Here is a 15,873-nt window from a genome sequence, read left to right on the forward strand (position 1 = left end):
ATGTTAAGTTATTTGCTTAACGTTACTTGTATCGAAATATGAATGCAAGCAAGAGTTTATGGTACTTTGCTATTGGTTTTCACGAGGTAAAGAAAGTATGAATTTAGCGCCTTTTAACAATGTTGATCGGCTTGCTGATATCTGGCCGTGATGCCAATCGACCACTTTGTGACAAATGGCAAGTCCTAAACCAAAATGCCCTTGCTCTCTTGAGCGGTTGGAATCGAGTTTGACGAATGGATCGAAAATAACGGTAAGTTGTTCCTGTTCAATGCCTTTTCCATCATCTTCAATGATAATTTTTATGTTTTTGTGTGATATTTGTGTTCGGATAATGACGCGACTATTGGCGTAATGAATAGCATTAGTGATTAAATTCTGTAGCGCTCTATTTAGCCAGTATAGATCACCAGAAATATATTCATTATTTGCTAACTCTCGATATTCAAAAGAGATGTTATGTTGCAGTGCTAGTGATGTAAAGTCTTGCCAAAGGTTACTAATAAATTGATTAATTTCTATTTTGGTGATGATTAAATGTACCCCTTGTCGTTCCATGCTGGCATATGATAAAAAGGCTGCAGTCATATCCTCCATACGAGAAAGTTCTAACTCCATTCTTTTCAAGTAATTATTTTTACTTTCAATATCGTTAGCATCTAGGGCGGCATCTATGCCAAAACGTAAACAGCTCATAGGCGTGCGAATATCGTGTGATAAGCTTCTGGCAAGTAGTTTATTATCTGCCATGAGTTTCTCTATTTGGTATGCCATTTGATTAAAACGAGTTTCAAGTAATGAAATGTAAGAAAATCGACTAAGTTTAATTCTTACGTTCTTTTCACCTTTTCCAATGAGGTCTGCGGCATTTGTGAGTACATACAAACGTTGTGCTAATGGTAGCAACCAAAGCATAATAATACTTCCTACACCTAAATATAAAATGGCGGTAAAAAAGACATTTAACTTTTGATCTTTTTCGGATGCTGTCGGCAAATGTAATTTCACTAAATGTTGTGGAAAGGTGGTTAGCTGTTTAACTAAATATGCTTGTTTTTCTGAGGCTAACAGTAAACCACCTTGTTGTGAAAGTTGTTTAAATAATGCAGGCGGGAGTGCTATAGCAGATGTACTTTCTAAGGTTAGATCAAGCGAATAGTGTTTGGCAATTTGCGTTAAGTGTTGTGAAAGTTGTTGTTCTGGTGTGCTATTAAGCTCTGCACTGATGCCTTCAATAAGGTTTTTATAGATAATTGTATCGGAATTTTCGTTTTCATCGCTATGTTTTGCAATGAATTGATCGACTCCCCAACTAATGAAAAACAATGAGCCAAAAACAGCAAAAATAATACTGATAAAAAGCTTTTTCATGATTAATCAGTCCAAGCATCAGCAACAAATAAGTAGCCTTTACCCCAAACGGTTTTGAATTTTTTCGGGCTTTGTGGATCATCTTTAAATATTTTTCTCAAGGTAGACAACATCACGTCAAAACGGCGATCTTGGCCGTCATATTCACGTCCTTTCAGTGTTTTAAATACACTGTCTCGGTCTACTACTTCACCTGCATGACTCGCTAAATACCATAGGAAACTAAAAAGGCTGGTTGAAAGTTCAATTTCTTCGTTTTTGTAAGTAACGCGCTTTGCTTCACCGTTGATGTGTAGCAGACCAAAACTAATAGTGTTACTTTGTTTCGATGACATGGGCTGATACTTCAATGCGCTTTGGATTCTTGCTAATAGAGCGCGAGGCCTAACTGGCTTTATAACATAGTCATTAGCACCGGCTTCAAAACCAATCACTTCATCAAATTCATCTGCTCTTGCTGTTAACATAATAATCGGTGTGTCAGATTGTTGCCTGAGTAATCGACATACTTCAATGCCACTTAGTCCGGGTAACATCACATCAAGCAATACCACGTCAGGCGTAAAGTGATTAAAAGCAACTGCTACTTCATCGCCATGTGCGACATGTTCAACATCAAATTGTTGTTGTTCAAGGTATTCTTTGACCCACTTAGCGAGCGATAAGTCGTCTTCAACTAATAATACTTTTTGCATTTTATTCATGATGAGTCCTGCAGTTAAAACAATCGCCAACGACGTTTTCTAGGTGTTGCTTTGTGTACCCAACTGACATTAATACGGGTTTTTGCAATCACTTTTATTTTATTAAGTGAAACTAATTGGTAATCAGTTGTTTCGTTGCCTTGAAATTCAAAGCTCCACTGGCCTTTTTGGCTTTTTTGCCAGCATTTCATGGATTTTCCCGTTGTTTTATGCCGTAAACAGTAATCACCCTTCACATTGCTTTGCCAGACAATCATGACCTCAGCGTAGCAGGTTCTTCCTTGGCGTAAGGTGACACAATTATTCGGGGTAGCTGTGAGTATTATCGTTTCATTTAAGGCTTCTTGCCCTAATGAACATGTACTTACGGTTAATAAAATGATTGAAACAAACCCTGCAATTCCTTTGCGGTAGTTAAAAAACATAGAGTACTCCAAACATGGCGGTTACTTTATGAGATTTATCAACAATGGGGCTATCTGTTATGTTGTCAGTGTACTTAGTAAAGCTAATGCCGGCACTAAATGTCCATGACTCAGAAATAGGGCGTTGCACGAATATTTCAACTTGGCCCTTTAACGTGGTGTCAGCTTCGTAATATGGCCTTGTGTCGGTAACTTCGTGACCTTTTATGCCATAGTAATAGTCCATCATGCTATCTGGATAATAACTTAAGCTGGTATTGATATAAATGTCCCAATTTCGATAAGGGATCAAATGACTATAAAATGCTTCGACTAACCAACCTTTGGCATGGCTAGGTACAGCAAGGTTTGCAACATCTATAGATAGTTGGCTATTTGCATAATAATGGGTATAACGTAAGCCAATACCTTCACCAACATCTCGTTCGGAAAGCCCATAGATACTGTCTATTTTTTTATCGGCTTGTTCCATAATATTATCGGGTGAAATACCGGCAATATAAGCTTTACTGATGATATCGAGTTCCCAGTTTTCGCGGACTATTAATTGATAACCGAGTTCGGCACCCAGAGCGAAACTTTCAGAGCGTCGATGATTGGATTGAATGAAAAAGCCTTTGTAGTAAAAATCGAATAGTAGCGGTATGGTGAGGTAACTTTTCAGATCTGTTTGCTCAACGTCTTTGAGTATAATGTCGGTATAATAGGCTGAAATACCTATTTGTGCTTGCCAACTGAAGGTTTTATTAAAAACCGTACTTTGGTTCTCTGGCTTTTTTTCATTAGCGTTAACGTTGGCGCACATCAAAACGAACATGATGCTGATGAGCAATTTAGGCATTTGGGCAAGTTCCTATGAAGTAAATGCAACTATCTTTCAACAGGATTATTGAGAAATGATCAACAGTCCCTTAGTGACAAGGGCAATGTTAACAAATTGTGCTATTTATTGGCAGTTCTAGCATAAGGTAAAGTGTTTAAAAATTGTAAATAAAATTAGCATTGTTGAATGCGTATAATGGTTTATCTGCTCAAGTACGCTATTTAAGAAGGTACAAAATGCTAACTTGTGCTCTTCATGCTCTGAATTGTTGACTGTAAACTGGTCAGCAATGGCGAAGCTTGTTGAAAGGCAAGTACAACTTCTCGTGTTAACGCTAAACCTTGTACTGTTTTAAAACAGATATCGGGTAATTCGGTGATTTCTTTATGCGCAGGGACAATTGCCCCGCCAAGCCCAGCTCTTACTAACCCTATTGCATAATCAATCGTTTGAATATTTGCCCTTATTCGAGGATAAATACTTGCTTTTGTTAACGTTGATGAAAGTGTTTGCCATGCGGAACAAGGGACACGTTGAATAAAGTCTATTTGATGAAAGTCTGCTATGGTGATTTCATTTTTAAGTGCAAGAGGATGATTATGAGGTAATGCGATAACAAAACGTTCTTGCCAAATTGTGATAAAATTTTCAGCGGAGATTAGCTCTTCTTTTGTGATGATTCTAGCATGGCATTGCGCATCTTGAGGCACTAGTGTGAGTGACATAGAAGGCTCTTTAGAAATAAATGCCTTAAGCAGCTGGCTCATACGTTCTACGCCTAAGCCTTTCGTTACGCCAAGTGAGAATTCACTTTTAATGGTTTGTTGGTTAAAACTGGTTTTTATGGCTTGTGCTTGGCCAAGTAATTGTTTAGCCATAGGGTAAAGTTGTTTACCTTCTTGTGTGGGACAAACTCCTGTTGACTGACGAGTAAATAACCCTTGTTGTAATTCACGCTCTAACTGTGCAACAGCGTTTGAAATAGACGGCTGAGCAATAAAGCAAGCTTTTGCTGCGGCGTTAAAGCTGCGATGTTCATAAACAGCGACAAAATACTTTAATTGTTTTAAATCCATGCCATTCTCATGTGTCATTATTTGCTATAGTTTAAAGCTATAGCAGTTAGATAAAAACTATATTTTACCTTTAATGAACGTTTGCGTAACCTTACGTTGTAAATTGGAATGCACACTGAGTTGTAATAGCTCTAAAAGAGAGATTTAGCATGAATACACCATGTTTTAATTGGCAAGATCCGTTACTGTTTGATGCGATGCTTTCTGAGGAAGAGAGGCTGATTCGTGATACTGCGCAACAATATTGCCAAAAGTCATTAATGCCTAGAATTTTGCAGGCAAATCGCAACGAAGTTTTCGATGTGAGTATTATGCAAGAATTGGGTGAACTTGGATTACTTGGATGTACCTTACCTGCAAAATATGGTGGCGCAGAAACAAATAATGTCAGTTATGGTTTAATTGCTCGCGAAATTGAGCGGGTTGATAGTGGTTACCGCAGCGCTATGAGCGTGCAGTCTTCACTGGTGATGCATCCTATTTTTGCTTATGGGAATGAAGCTCAAAAGCAAAAATATTTACCACAGCTTGCAACTGGAAAAATGATAGGCTGCTTCGGATTAACTGAGCCTAATTCTGGATCTGACCCTGCAAGTTTAACAACCAGAGCTGAAAAAGTATCTGGTGGATACCGTATTACGGGTAACAAAATGTGGATCACAAATGCCCCAATCGCTGATGTTTTTATTGTTTGGGCTAAGCTTGCTGGCGACATTAAGGGTTTTATTTTAGAAAAAGGCATGCCAGGGCTTTCAACGGCTAAAATAGACGGTAAGTTTTCATTACGGGCATCAAGCACGGGTGAAATTATCATGGACAATGTGTTTGTTGAAGAGCAACAAATGCTGCCAAAAGCTTCTGGACTTTCAGGCCCTTTTGGTTGTCTAAATAAAGCACGTTTTGGTATTGCTTGGGGAGCGTTAGGCGCCGCTGAATTTTGCTGGCACGCGGCCAGACAATATACATTAGATCGTGAGCAATTTGGTAAACCATTAGCAGCAACACAGTTAATTCAAAGAAAACTAGCCGATATGCAAACTGACATTACCACAGCTTTGCTTGCTGTTTTACAAACGGGTCGTTTAATGGATAGCCAACAATTAGCACCACAAGCAATTTCGTTAGTAAAACGAAACTCTTGTGGTAAAGCATTAGATATTGCTCGTGCCGCTAGGGATATGCACGGTGGTAATGGCATTGCTGATGAATATCATGTCATTCGCCATATGATGAATTTAGAAGCTGTGAATACTTACGAGGGCACACATGACGTGCACGCGTTAATTTTAGGCCGTGCGCAAACAGGTATACAAGCGTTTTATTAATATGGAATATTATTCGTTGATCAGATCATTCTCATAGGCAGGCGTGTTAAGCAACGTTGAAACGGTGACGAAGGTATAATTGTTTGCCAGGTAGTGTGAAATTATGTTGTCTAAAGCGTTAATGGTGTTTTTACGATTTCCGCCACCATCATGCATAAGAATGATCGCTTCTGGGTGCATAAATTCAGTTGCAGAGCTCACTAAATTGGTAACTGAATTTGTTTTTTCATTCCAGTCTTGAGTGTCTATCGACCAGATAATGGTTTTAATATTACGCTCGGCAAGGAATTGCACTTGTTGATCAGAAATTCGGCCAAAAGGAGGCCTAAATAATAGTGGTGTTTTACCCGAAATAGACTGACTGATTTTGCGTTGTTTATTGATTTGCTGACGCCAAAATTCATCAAGATTAGGGTAATTGAGCATATCGTCATGATCCCATGAATGATTTGCAATTTCATGACCGTCGTTGAGCACTTGAGTAACAATGTCAGGATATTGTTGCATTTGATCACCCAGCATAAAAAACGTTGCGTGAATTCGGTGTTTTTTGAGTATCTTTAGCAACGCGATGGTATGGTGCGAAGGGCCATCATCAAAGGTAAGCGAAACGGTTTTATTTGTGTAACGACCTTCTAATATATAATGCTGAGGGAACGTTTTAGCTCGATGTTCATGTACACCAAAGTTTGAAGGCTCTGCGCGTCTTATGTGAGAAGGTTCTGATTTTTCATTAATCGCTGGTATTTGTTGGCAGCTGAACAGCAATAAAAGCACAGCTAAAAGAGTAAAGCGCATGTTCATATAGAGACGGTTAAAAAGCAATGATTTTATATACCTTAAAGTAAGCACGGGGTCATTACAATCTGGCTGCATAAATATTCATGGTTTTATAATATTTATATTTATCAAGCTAGGGAGTATTCAGCCTTTGTAAGAGGTGTAAACTACAAAAAGAATGAATAAAAGATAGGACTAACGCTAAAAAGTCGTTAAAATATTCGCTAATACACTTACTTGAACAAAGACAGATAATGACATCTATACGCAAGAAAAATGAAGCTGAATTAATTATAGCCTTTAAAAGTTTATTAAAAGAGCAATGTTACGGCTCTCAAGGTCAACTTGCAGCGGCACTTGCTGAGCAAGGCTTTAAAAATATGTCTCAAGCTAAAATTTCGCGTTTGTTATCTAAACTTGGCGCCGTTAAAATGCGTAACGCTAGCGATCAAGTGGTCTATATTCTTCCTGATGAATTAGCTATTCCAAAATCTCGTCAAGCGATTCAATCTGTGGTTGCCAGTGTAAAACACAACAACATGCAAATTATTGTTAAAACAGGCATTGGCGGTGCACCACTCATTTCTCGTATGCTAGACAGCATGGGAGAGTCTGCAGGTATTTTAGGTACTTTAGCGGGTGATGATACTATTTTTATTGCACCGATAGATGTCAAAAGAATCGATCAAACCACCGAAGATATAAAGCGTTTACTTGACGTTTAATATTAAAAAAGCGCTCAGCGCTTTTTTTTTGCTTTAATTTCAATTGAATATAGAATGTGACACTAAGTGTCATATGTCAGATTCTTGTCCTGTCATAAGCATGTCGCAGACCATTTTACTTGCTTGTGATGTACTTGCTCTCGAAGTGAATTAACAACAGGATATCAAATGAATAATGAAAAACTCCAAACGGATATGAATGAATCAATGCAAGAAGTTGGTTATCGAGATGGCTACCATTTCCATTTCATCTTAGATGAACAACGCATCCATGTGCATTGCTCAGCACTATCGGGAAAAGAGAACATCTATGTAAATGATGAATTGATATTGTCTCAGCGAAGTTTACGCCGGAAATCTTGTCATGCGTTAACTATTGCCAATCGAATGGTTGAAGTTGAAGTTACCATGGCAAAGATATTAATCGGTGAAGTGCATTGTACTCTAATTGCTGATGGCACACATGTAGCAACGCAAAAACAAGTGCTTAAAAAACACTATCAACTTAAAGATAAAAAAGTAATACCTTGGCTACTGCTCTGTGGTTTATTGGGAGGCGTAATAGGGTATATGAGTGTTGAAATAATGAATAAGTTGTTTTTGTGAACACGTTTGCAAGTAGAGGCTATACATGGATATAAGTGCAAAAAAAATAAAACAGCTCCGTACTGATAAATCGTGGACACAGCAACATTTAGCAGATGCCTGTGGTGTTAGTCTACGAACCATTCAGCGTGTAGAAAGGTATGGCAATAGTTCGAAAGAGACGTTAATGGCATTAGCCTCAGTATTTGAGCAAGAGCAAGCGACGTTATTAGATCTTACGAGCCAAATCGAAGTCGTAGAGCACGTTGTCGATATTACACCTCAACATAAGCGTAAAGCGCTTGTATTAGCGGGTGTATGCGGTCTTGTCGTCGGTGTACTGGTCACTATTCTCGTGCAAAATTTAGTTTAGTAAGAGGTCATTATGAAAACATGGTGGAAATCTTTAACTGCAGCAGAGCAATCTGCATTAGCAACCTTAGGAGGCATCAGTGCCGTTATTTTTTTATTCGCTAGTGGTATTGTTATCGGTAGTGCTTTAGCAAGGTTGTTATAAACAAACCTAGTTAGTACAAAAAAGCAGCTGTTAGGCTGCTTTTTTATTGTCAATTTTAAACAACCTCCTATGAAGGTGGCTTTTTACTTCTAATCGCTATCACGCTTCGATTGAAAAAACATACCGTGATTTACTATAAAAAGGTGTGTTGGGGGTTAACAAGGTATTGTTAATGTCAGCACCTGTTTTCATGTTGTTCGCTCGTTGTGGCTCTAAGCATAAAGCTGCACGTTGTTGATAACGACTGTTGTTTTTTCCTGTGTGACTTCCGTCAATATAATTTGCTGTGTATAAAATGACACTTGGCTGATCACTATACAAGGTAAGGGTTCTTCCGGAGGCTGGATCTACAACTTTCGCTATGTAATGTTCACCTGTTTGAGCATCTGGGTTTACCAACCAATAATTATCAAAACCTTTCGCTATTTGTACTTGTTCATCATCGCCGTCAATATGTTTACTTAAGGAGGTTAATTGACGAAAATCTTGTACTGTTCCTGATACCTCACAAATTTCCCCTGTGGGGTAAGCGGTTGGCGTCATAGGCAAGAAGTGATCAGCATTAATTGCTACTTGATGCTGCGCTATTGAACCACTGTTATGTCCTGCTAAATTAAAGTAACTATGCTGGGTTAAATTGAGCAATGTAGTTGCGTCGGTTTCAGCGAAATATTCAACAGACAGTGTATTGTGATCGTCAAGAGTGTAAACCACCTTAATCGTGACATTACCAGGGTAACCATTTTCACCATCCGGGCTAACATAGCTTAACGTTAAGCTGGTGTTTTGGTGTTCGTGCTTAGCAACTGCATGCCATAGCTTTTTGTTTAAAGCATGCGGACCACCGTGTAATTGGCTGTCTGGAGCATTTAACGCTAGTTGATATTGTTTTCCATCAAGCGATATTTTACCTTCGGCAATTCTTCCAGCATATCGACCAATAATGGCACCAAGGTAATAAGTATCTTGCTCGTAATCTGCCACGTTATCGTAACCAAGTACAATGTCGGCAAGACGCCCTGTAATGTCGGGGGTGAAAATAGACACAATAATACCACCATAATTGGTGATGTTAACTTGCATGCCTTGCTTATTTGTTAAGGTGTATAGCGTAGCTGATTCACCTGATAATAATGTACCAAAAGGCTGTTCAGTAATGCTTGAATCGCTAAAAATACCGGTCACACATGTCTCCATTTTTGATGATACTACTGTGATATCTTATCTATGTAAAAGCTAGGTGCAAGTATTTGCTGATAAATCAATTTTTTAAAATGTATTTTGGTATTTTAGGGGACTACTATTATTGATATTCTCAGGTTGCAATTATTCTTATTGTTTGGGAAGCTTAGCGCTATAAAAAAAATTGATAAGAAGTTGTTATGAAAGGACTCAACATTCGTGTTGCTACCCAAGATGATATCCCAATATTACAGACGTTAGAGCAAGGTGTGATAGCTGCAGAGCGTCCGTTTGAAAACCAATTCAAACCTGAACCCGTTACCTATTACAATCTTGATGAATTGATTAAGAGTGATGAAAGTGTATTAATTGTCGCCACATTGCAAGGGCAAATCGTAGCCAGCGGTTATGCCAAACTTAAAGCTGCAAAACCTTATTTACAGCATCGATTTTTGAGCTATATCGGATTCATTTATGTTGCGCCAACGCTTCGTGGAAAAGGGGTGGCTGAACAGGTTTTACAATACCTAGAAGAGTGGTCGATATCGCAAGGGGTTAATATATTGCATTTAGATGTGTTTGCACAAAATGAACCCGCAATGCGCGCTTATGAAAAGTTTGGTTTTGTACCCCATTTAATTGATATGAGAAAGGTTATCTAACTCTTAACAAGGATGTAATTATGAAAAGTATAAAAACAACAATCGTGTTAATGTTTACAACGTGGTTTGTACAGGCGAGTCAAGCAGAAAATCAAGCCTTAGCAACACATTTGAGCACAGTTGAGGCACCAATACCTATTAAACGCGTCAACCCTAAATATCCTATGTCTGCTGCCAGACAAGGAAGAACGGGTTGGGCGACATTTAGTTTTGTGATCGAAAAAAATGGATCTGTTTCAAACATCGTGAAATTGGATTCATCCGGCAGCAAAGATTTCGAACAGGAGTCTTTAAAAGCAATAAAACATTGGAAATATAAACCCGCAATGGAAAATGGCGAACCTATTCAACGTTGCGTCAATACTGTTCAGCTTGATTTTAAAATGTCTTCAAAAGCTGAGGAAGATGGCGTTCGTCGACGTTTTATGAAAAAATATCGCCTAGCACTAGAGGCGTTAGAAGAAAAGAAAATAACGGCTGTTGAGCAGTATATCGAAGAAATGTCGTCGTTTAATAATCGCTATGCGTCTGAAAGCAATTTATTGAATTTGCTCAAAGCAAAATACAATGAAGCAACTGATAATAAGCAATTACAGCTCACGTATTTATCAAAAATTCAGTTTAACTACGGTAAAGACAAAGGCGCACAATATAAATTAGCGATAACGCATAATAAACTCGTACTTGCTGTGCAATTAAATCAGTTAACTAAAGCGTTAAGCTTTTTAGATAACTTAACAGCAATGTCGTTAAACGAGCAGCAAAAGTTAACTTACCAACAACTTGAGCAAAATATTCACAATACCATTAAGAGTGACAAAACGATCTTGGTCAAAGGGGTGTTACATCAAGCACCGTTTTGGAATTTTACCCCTGTTCGTAATAATTTTTCGATAGTTAATGTTTCTGGGTTACTGACTAAAATGGACGTGCGTTGTGCTAATAAATACCATACCTACACTGTGAATGAGCAATCTACGTGGCAAATACCTGAAAATTGGCAAGGATGTAGTGTTATTTTATATGGTCAATCAGGGACTACGTTTGATTTTGTCGAGTTATCTGAATCAGCTAACGAAGCGTAAAGGTTAACTTCTGCTTGTTTGTTATAACAGCAAATGACAGTGGGTGATTAAAAAGTATTGTTTTAATAATCAGCCAATGGGTAAAATAACGCTAATAAAATATGTAAGTAACTACTATGTCAGGCAATTTGTTTTTTCAAACGCAATATAAATTAGATAAAGCGTATTATACCGAATGTTTTGAACAGTCTTCTCAACAAGAGCAGGGTTGGCAAAAGTACCGCAAAGCGATGCTTTTAAGCGGCATAGGTGCAATTTTGATTCTGATTACTGATATTTTGCCTTATGCCGCTTGGTTTTTGTTTATTTTGGGGTTAGTTGAAGCGTTAAGTGTTAAATACAAAAAGCCGTGGTGGATCACCCGACAAATGTGGAGTCAAGCGGCCAATAATACGGTACATTTAACCGTAGATCACCGTGGTTTTACCACCACATTAACGGGTGTCAAACAACATACTGCTTGGCAAGATATCAACGGTATTAAAATGACTGAGAAAGGTTGGGTATTAGAAACCGATAAAGGTAAACAATATTTATCTTCACAATCTTTGTCGCCAGAGGTGATAGCCGTATTAGCTGAGAAAGCAAAGTAAGTTAACATTATACGGTTTGCATAATTTTTAACATCAACAGACCCTAGTCAAAATTAATCCTATTGAGATCAATATTTTTGCTTATTGGCAATACTATGATGGTTATTCAAAAATAAATGGTGATACAACGTTAGTAAATGAGAATAATTCTCAGAAACCTTGACTCACCATGCTAATCTGATTAGTCTTGCTGCATTCATTTTTCCAGTATTTGTTGAGACCTTGTTATGTTAAAAAACACCCTGATAAAATTTACGGTATTAGCGGGTTGCTTTTTACCGTTTACCTTCGTTCATGCTAGTGAGGAAGTAAATGTTTACTCGTATCGGCAAGCTAACTTGGTAAAACCACTTTTTGATGTGTTTACGCAAAAAACAGGGGTTAAAGTCAATGTTGTATTTGCAAAAAAAGGGATGGCGGAACGGTTAGCGCGTGAAGGTGAACATAGCCCGGCAGATGTTTTATTAACAACCGATATCAGCCGATTAATTGCCTTACAAGATAAAGATTTAATACAACCTGTTTCATCAACTGTGTTGGAATCGAATGTTCCTGCTCACCTTCAAGCGAATGATAATACTTGGTTTGCGTTAACAACACGTGTTAGAAATATATACTCTTCGAAACGCTTAGGTAATATCAACGTAAATTATGAAGATCTTGCAGATCCTAAATGGCAAGGGCGAATTTGTACCCGTAGTGGTAAGCATCCATACACAGTTGCGTTAGTTGCATCGATGATAGCAGAACATGGTGAGCAGAAAACACTTGAATGGTTAAATGGTTTTAAAGCAAATTTAGCGAGAAAGCCTCAAGGTAATGACCGTGGTCAGGTTCAAGCTATTCACCAAAACTTATGTGATTTAAGTTTAGGTAACAGTTACTATTTCGGAAAAATGTTAACCAACCAAGAGCAAAAAGTATGGGCTGACGCGGTTAATATTAATTTTCCTAACCAAAATAACCGTGGCGCACATATCAATATTTCGGGTGTAGCCATGGCAAAACATGCACCAAACCGTGAAAACGCCCTTGCGTTGATGGAATTTTTGATTTCAGAACAAGCGCAGCAAATGTATGCTGAAGCTAATATGGAGTACCCAGTGAGAAAAGGTGTGCCATTAGCAGAGTTGGTTGCGTCTTGGGGAAATTATAAAGCGGATGATCTACCGTTAACTACTATTGCAAAACATCGTAAAGCAGCAATATCTTTGCTAGATCAGGCTAAATTTGATTTGTGATCACTCGCGTTAAATATCCTGCTTGGTCTTCAACAAGTTGGCTAATTGCATTGGCGTTAATGACGCCAATTGCAGTAATGTTTTTTTCAGGTATCGCAGCTAATAGCGATACCTTTTTACATTTATGGCGAACTGTTTTACCTGATTATGTATTAAACACTGTATTGTTAGCAGTGTACGTGGTTGTGCTTGTCATCTTATTTGGTGTGCCTAGTGCTGCTTTAATTAGCTTAACGAATCTAAAAACACGCGGTGTACTTCGTTGGTTACTGTTATTACCGCTTGCAATGCCCGCCTATGTAATTGCTTATTTATATACTGATTTATTTGATTATGCGGGACCTATACAGCGCTATTTACGTGCTCTTTTTTCTTGGCAATCTCCAGCGGACTATTGGTTTTTTGATTTAAGAACCTTAACAGGGGCAGCAGTGATGATCGCCTTAGTGTTGTTTCCCTATGTGTATATGCTGACAAGAACAGCGTTTGAGTATCAAGATCAACAACTTGTGAAGGCGGCTCGTTCATTGGGCCTGAGTTCACGTCAATGCTTCTTCAAGGTTACACTCCCGCTCGCTCGACCGGCAATTGCTATTTCAGCTAGCTTTGTATTAATGGAAACCTTGGCTGATTTTGCAACGGTGCAGTATTTCGCAGTTAATACGTTAACAACCGCAATTTACGATACATGGTTGGAGTATGGCGAATTATCAACTGCCAACGCCCTCGCGAGTATTTTGATGGTTATGGTGCTGTTAACGGTAGCTGCAGAGTATCGAGCAAGGGCTCATCAACGACACCAATCAAAAGATAAACAAACCAGTAAGGCGCGTATTTCACTGACAACCCGTCAACATATCATAGGAGGGATCTATTGTTGGTTTCTGGTGTTTGCAGGGTTTCTTCTACCCTTTATTTTATTAGTCGATATGGCGGTTCAGTATTTTGAGCAAACAAGCTTAGCGGGTCTATGGCAGGCAGGTTTGAATAGTTTAGAGGTATCGATTTATGTTGCAACAATGGCAACATTGATAGCTGTGTTGTTAGGGTTATATCGCCGATTAAGTGGTGTAAAAAATTGTGCAATACCACTACAAGTTTCTGGCTTTGGTTATGCTGTACCAGGAACCGTATTAGCAATGGCTATGTTAGCTACGTTTGGTCCGTTAGATCATTGGCTGAACGATGTTGCAAAATGGTTTGAAATACCTACGCCTGGGCTGCTGTTGTCTGGAAGCCTATTTGCCATTATTTTTGCATTAGTGACACGTTTTGCCGCAATTGCAAATGGTACTATTGCTAGCGGACTTACTAAAATCCCTAAATCTTTGGATCTGGCGCCTGCTAGTTTAGGCGTGAGTAAATGGCGGAGTATATTCAAAGTACATTTACCGTTATTAAAATCCTCCATCATGGTAGCTTGGCTATTAGTGTTTGTTGAAGCAATGAAAGAGTTACCTGCTGTTTTGGTTTTACGACCTTTTAATTTTGATACACTAAGTACCCAAGTATACCAAATGATTTCAGATGAAAGGTTAGAGCAAGGGGCCATAGGCGCTTTATTCATCGTACTATTTGGTTTATTACCTATTATCGTACTTAATAAAAAAGAGTAATACCGTTGAGTGAAATATTAAAAGTTCAACACTTATCCGTTGATCTACAACAAAAACATATACTTTCTGATGTGAACTTTTCGCTCTATTCAGGTGAAATTTTAGGGTTGGTTGGCCCAAGCGGTTGTGGGAAAACAACCTTGTTAAACGCGATTGCAGGCTTTGTTGATTTTACTAAAGGACAATTAAAAATTGACGGTGTTACGATTACCGCATCACAAGTTGTGCCAGCTGAAAAGCGTAATGTAGGAGTTATCTTTCAAGATTATGCATTGTTTCCACATTTGACTGTCAGAGAAAATATTGCATTTGGTATCAGCAAATTGCCAAAACAAGCACAGCAACAACGTATTGATGAATTATTAACGTTATTAAAATTAACGGAGCAGGAACAACAATACCCTCATCAATTGTCTGGAGGCCAACAACAGCGTGTAGCAATTGCACGAGCATTAGCGGTTAGACCTTCAATTTTGTTATTAGATGAACCTTTTTCAAATATTGATACGAGATTACGAAATAGCTTAATGATTGAATTACGTGCGTTACTCAAGTCCTTAAATATTAGTGCTATTTTCGTCACTCATAACAAAGATGAAGTGTTCTCTTTTGCCGACAAAATCGCTTTGATACATCAAGGGAATATTATTCAATACGGTACACCTAGGGCAGTTTTTGATCAGCCAAAAAGTTGGCATGTGGCTGACTTTTTACAAATTGGCAGTTGGCTACCAATCACGCGTAATGGCGACAAAGTATTTACTGCGCTCGGCGAGATAACTAACATTGAAAACACGAATATTAACGAGCAACAACAAGTCATATTGGTAAAGCCGCAGCACTTAACCTTATCTTCTACAGCACCAAACTGTGTGGTTAAACATGTATCTTTTACCGAACAAGGCTATCGCTATACGTTAAGTAGCATTACTCAAGATGACGATTTATCATTTGACGATCTTAGTTTCTATAGCGACACTTTATTAGCTGTAGGACAAACTATAGCATTAACGTTGACACCGCATTCTTATCAGTTATTCGCGTGTCCGAAAAGTAATTATTGATAAATTGAGATTATCTTACGTAAATCCTACTAGTTAGTTCGACTCATATAATTACTATCAACAATATCCCTGATTTTTCCCGTTTTTATCCCAAGCTGA

At 38.3% G+C, this 15,873-nt stretch carries 18 protein-coding genes; 11 read left to right on the forward strand and 7 right to left on the reverse strand.

From position 1 onward, the window contains the following. Positions 1 to 69 precede the first annotated feature (69 nt). From BI291_RS08155 to BI291_RS08175, 5 genes are all read right to left on the reverse strand, one after another. Entirely contained in the window at positions 70 to 1,371 is a 1,302-nt protein-coding gene (locus BI291_RS08155; RefSeq protein ID WP_074498186.1) for a cell wall metabolism sensor histidine kinase WalK, read from the reverse strand. A gap of 2 nt (positions 1,372 to 1,373) precedes the next feature. Beyond that, complete coding sequence (locus BI291_RS08160) at positions 1,374 to 2,075, reverse strand: response regulator transcription factor (RefSeq protein WP_074498338.1); 702 nt, start codon at positions 2,073 to 2,075, stop codon at positions 1,374 to 1,376. Between the two features lie 14 nt (positions 2,076 to 2,089). Further along, complete coding sequence (locus tag BI291_RS08165; RefSeq protein ID WP_074498188.1) at positions 2,090 to 2,500, reverse strand: DUF3019 domain-containing protein; 411 nt, start codon at positions 2,498 to 2,500, stop codon at positions 2,090 to 2,092. Beyond that, positions 2,490 to 3,341: a MipA/OmpV family protein gene (locus BI291_RS08170; protein WP_074498190.1), complete on the reverse strand. Its 852-nt coding sequence runs from the start codon at positions 3,339 to 3,341 to the stop codon at positions 2,490 to 2,492. Before BI291_RS08170 ends, BI291_RS08165 begins: the two co-directional genes overlap by 11 nt. A 221-nt stretch (positions 3,342 to 3,562) precedes the next feature. Further along, positions 3,563 to 4,399 (reverse strand): LysR family transcriptional regulator, encoded by an 837-nt coding sequence (locus tag BI291_RS08175; protein WP_074498192.1) that lies wholly within the window; start codon positions 4,397 to 4,399, stop codon positions 3,563 to 3,565. A 149-nt stretch (positions 4,400 to 4,548) separates the two neighbouring features. Here BI291_RS08175 and BI291_RS08180 point away from each other — a divergent pair, with 149 nt between their 5' ends. Then, entirely contained in the window at positions 4,549 to 5,724 is a 1,176-nt protein-coding gene (locus BI291_RS08180) for an acyl-CoA dehydrogenase (RefSeq protein WP_074498195.1), read from the forward strand. Between the two features lie 9 nt (positions 5,725 to 5,733). Here BI291_RS08180 and BI291_RS08185 read toward each other — a convergent pair whose 3' ends face one another. Then, on the reverse strand, positions 5,734 to 6,600 hold the full coding sequence (locus tag BI291_RS08185) for a polysaccharide deacetylase family protein (RefSeq protein ID WP_083601967.1): 867 nt from the start codon (positions 6,598 to 6,600) through the stop codon (positions 5,734 to 5,736). A 158-nt stretch (positions 6,601 to 6,758) separates the two neighbouring features. Between BI291_RS08185 and argR the strand changes: the two genes are divergently transcribed. The 4 genes from argR to BI291_RS18680 all read left to right on the forward strand — a co-directional run bounded on the left by argR (position 6,759) and on the right by BI291_RS18680 (position 8,331). Further along, positions 6,759 to 7,229 carry a transcriptional regulator ArgR gene (gene argR, locus BI291_RS08190; RefSeq protein WP_074498200.1) on the forward strand — a complete coding sequence of 157 codons (471 nt, stop codon included), beginning with the start codon at positions 6,759 to 6,761 and terminating at the stop codon, positions 7,227 to 7,229. Positions 7,230 to 7,397: 168 nt separating this feature from the next. Further along, positions 7,398 to 7,835: a hypothetical protein gene (locus tag BI291_RS08195; protein ID WP_074498203.1), complete on the forward strand. Its 438-nt coding sequence runs from the start codon at positions 7,398 to 7,400 to the stop codon at positions 7,833 to 7,835. A 25-nt stretch (positions 7,836 to 7,860) separates the two neighbouring features. Then, complete coding sequence (locus tag BI291_RS08200) at positions 7,861 to 8,187, forward strand: helix-turn-helix domain-containing protein (RefSeq protein WP_074498205.1); 327 nt, start codon at positions 7,861 to 7,863, stop codon at positions 8,185 to 8,187. 12 nt (positions 8,188 to 8,199) lie between these two features. Then, a complete protein-coding gene (locus tag BI291_RS18680) occupies positions 8,200 to 8,331 on the forward strand; it encodes a hypothetical protein (RefSeq protein ID WP_303046029.1) in 132 nt (43 codons plus the stop codon). A gap of 99 nt (positions 8,332 to 8,430) precedes the next feature. Here BI291_RS18680 and BI291_RS08205 read toward each other — a convergent pair whose 3' ends face one another. After that, complete coding sequence (locus BI291_RS08205; RefSeq protein WP_175573094.1) at positions 8,431 to 9,516, reverse strand: aldose epimerase family protein; 1,086 nt, start codon at positions 9,514 to 9,516, stop codon at positions 8,431 to 8,433. 197 nt (positions 9,517 to 9,713) lie between these two features. On the opposite strand from BI291_RS08205, the gene BI291_RS08210 reads away from it, so the two are divergent. The 6 genes from BI291_RS08210 to BI291_RS08235 all read left to right on the forward strand — a co-directional run bounded on the left by BI291_RS08210 (position 9,714) and on the right by BI291_RS08235 (position 15,774). Then, positions 9,714 to 10,175 (forward strand): GNAT family N-acetyltransferase, encoded by a 462-nt coding sequence (locus BI291_RS08210; RefSeq protein WP_074498211.1) that lies wholly within the window; start codon positions 9,714 to 9,716, stop codon positions 10,173 to 10,175. 20 nt (positions 10,176 to 10,195) lie between these two features. Next, a complete protein-coding gene (locus BI291_RS08215; protein ID WP_074498214.1) occupies positions 10,196 to 11,260 on the forward strand; it encodes an energy transducer TonB in 1,065 nt (354 codons plus the stop codon). A 116-nt stretch (positions 11,261 to 11,376) separates the two neighbouring features. Further along, positions 11,377 to 11,853 (forward strand): hypothetical protein, encoded by a 477-nt coding sequence (locus tag BI291_RS08220; RefSeq protein WP_074498217.1) that lies wholly within the window; start codon positions 11,377 to 11,379, stop codon positions 11,851 to 11,853. A 227-nt stretch (positions 11,854 to 12,080) separates the two neighbouring features. Next, complete coding sequence (locus BI291_RS08225) at positions 12,081 to 13,094, forward strand: Fe(3+) ABC transporter substrate-binding protein (protein ID WP_083601968.1); 1,014 nt, start codon at positions 12,081 to 12,083, stop codon at positions 13,092 to 13,094. Beyond that, on the forward strand, positions 13,091 to 14,710 hold the full coding sequence (locus tag BI291_RS08230) for an iron ABC transporter permease (protein WP_254849548.1): 1,620 nt from the start codon (positions 13,091 to 13,093) through the stop codon (positions 14,708 to 14,710). The genes BI291_RS08225 and BI291_RS08230 overlap by 4 nt, the downstream gene beginning before the upstream one ends. A gap of 5 nt (positions 14,711 to 14,715) precedes the next feature. Continuing rightward, positions 14,716 to 15,774 (forward strand): ABC transporter ATP-binding protein, encoded by a 1,059-nt coding sequence (locus BI291_RS08235; protein ID WP_074498219.1) that lies wholly within the window; start codon positions 14,716 to 14,718, stop codon positions 15,772 to 15,774. The last annotated feature ends 99 nt before the right edge of the window (positions 15,775 to 15,873 follow it).

This window comes from Thalassotalea sp. PP2-459, from assembly GCF_001913705.1.
Classification (GTDB): Bacteria; Pseudomonadota; Gammaproteobacteria; order Enterobacterales; family Alteromonadaceae; genus Thalassotalea_C; species Thalassotalea_C hakodatensis.

Coding starts and splice junctions, on each gene's coding strand:
- BI291_RS08185 (WP_083601967.1), bottom strand. CDS start 6,600: ATGCAGCCAGATTGTAATGACCCCGTGCTTACTTTAAGGTATATAAAA.
- BI291_RS08200 (WP_074498205.1), top strand. CDS start 7,861: ATGGATATAAGTGCAAAAAAAATAAAACAGCTCCGTACTGATAAATCG.
- BI291_RS08160 (WP_074498338.1), bottom strand. CDS start 2,075: ATGAATAAAATGCAAAAAGTATTATTAGTTGAAGACGACTTATCGCTC.
- BI291_RS08180 (WP_074498195.1), top strand. CDS start 4,549: ATGAATACACCATGTTTTAATTGGCAAGATCCGTTACTGTTTGATGCG.
- BI291_RS08215 (WP_074498214.1), top strand. CDS start 10,196: ATGAAAAGTATAAAAACAACAATCGTGTTAATGTTTACAACGTGGTTT.
- BI291_RS08220 (WP_074498217.1), top strand. CDS start 11,377: ATGTCAGGCAATTTGTTTTTTCAAACGCAATATAAATTAGATAAAGCG.
- BI291_RS08155 (WP_074498186.1), bottom strand. CDS start 1,371: ATGAAAAAGCTTTTTATCAGTATTATTTTTGCTGTTTTTGGCTCATTG.
- BI291_RS08170 (WP_074498190.1), bottom strand. CDS start 3,341: ATGCCTAAATTGCTCATCAGCATCATGTTCGTTTTGATGTGCGCCAAC.
- BI291_RS08195 (WP_074498203.1), top strand. CDS start 7,398: ATGAATAATGAAAAACTCCAAACGGATATGAATGAATCAATGCAAGAA.
- argR (WP_074498200.1), top strand. CDS start 6,759: ATGACATCTATACGCAAGAAAAATGAAGCTGAATTAATTATAGCCTTT.
- BI291_RS08210 (WP_074498211.1), top strand. CDS start 9,714: ATGAAAGGACTCAACATTCGTGTTGCTACCCAAGATGATATCCCAATA.
- BI291_RS08165 (WP_074498188.1), bottom strand. CDS start 2,500: ATGTTTTTTAACTACCGCAAAGGAATTGCAGGGTTTGTTTCAATCATT.
- BI291_RS08175 (WP_074498192.1), bottom strand. CDS start 4,399: ATGGATTTAAAACAATTAAAGTATTTTGTCGCTGTTTATGAACATCGC.
- BI291_RS18680 (WP_303046029.1), top strand. CDS start 8,200: ATGAAAACATGGTGGAAATCTTTAACTGCAGCAGAGCAATCTGCATTA.
- BI291_RS08225 (WP_083601968.1), top strand. CDS start 12,081: ATGTTAAAAAACACCCTGATAAAATTTACGGTATTAGCGGGTTGCTTT.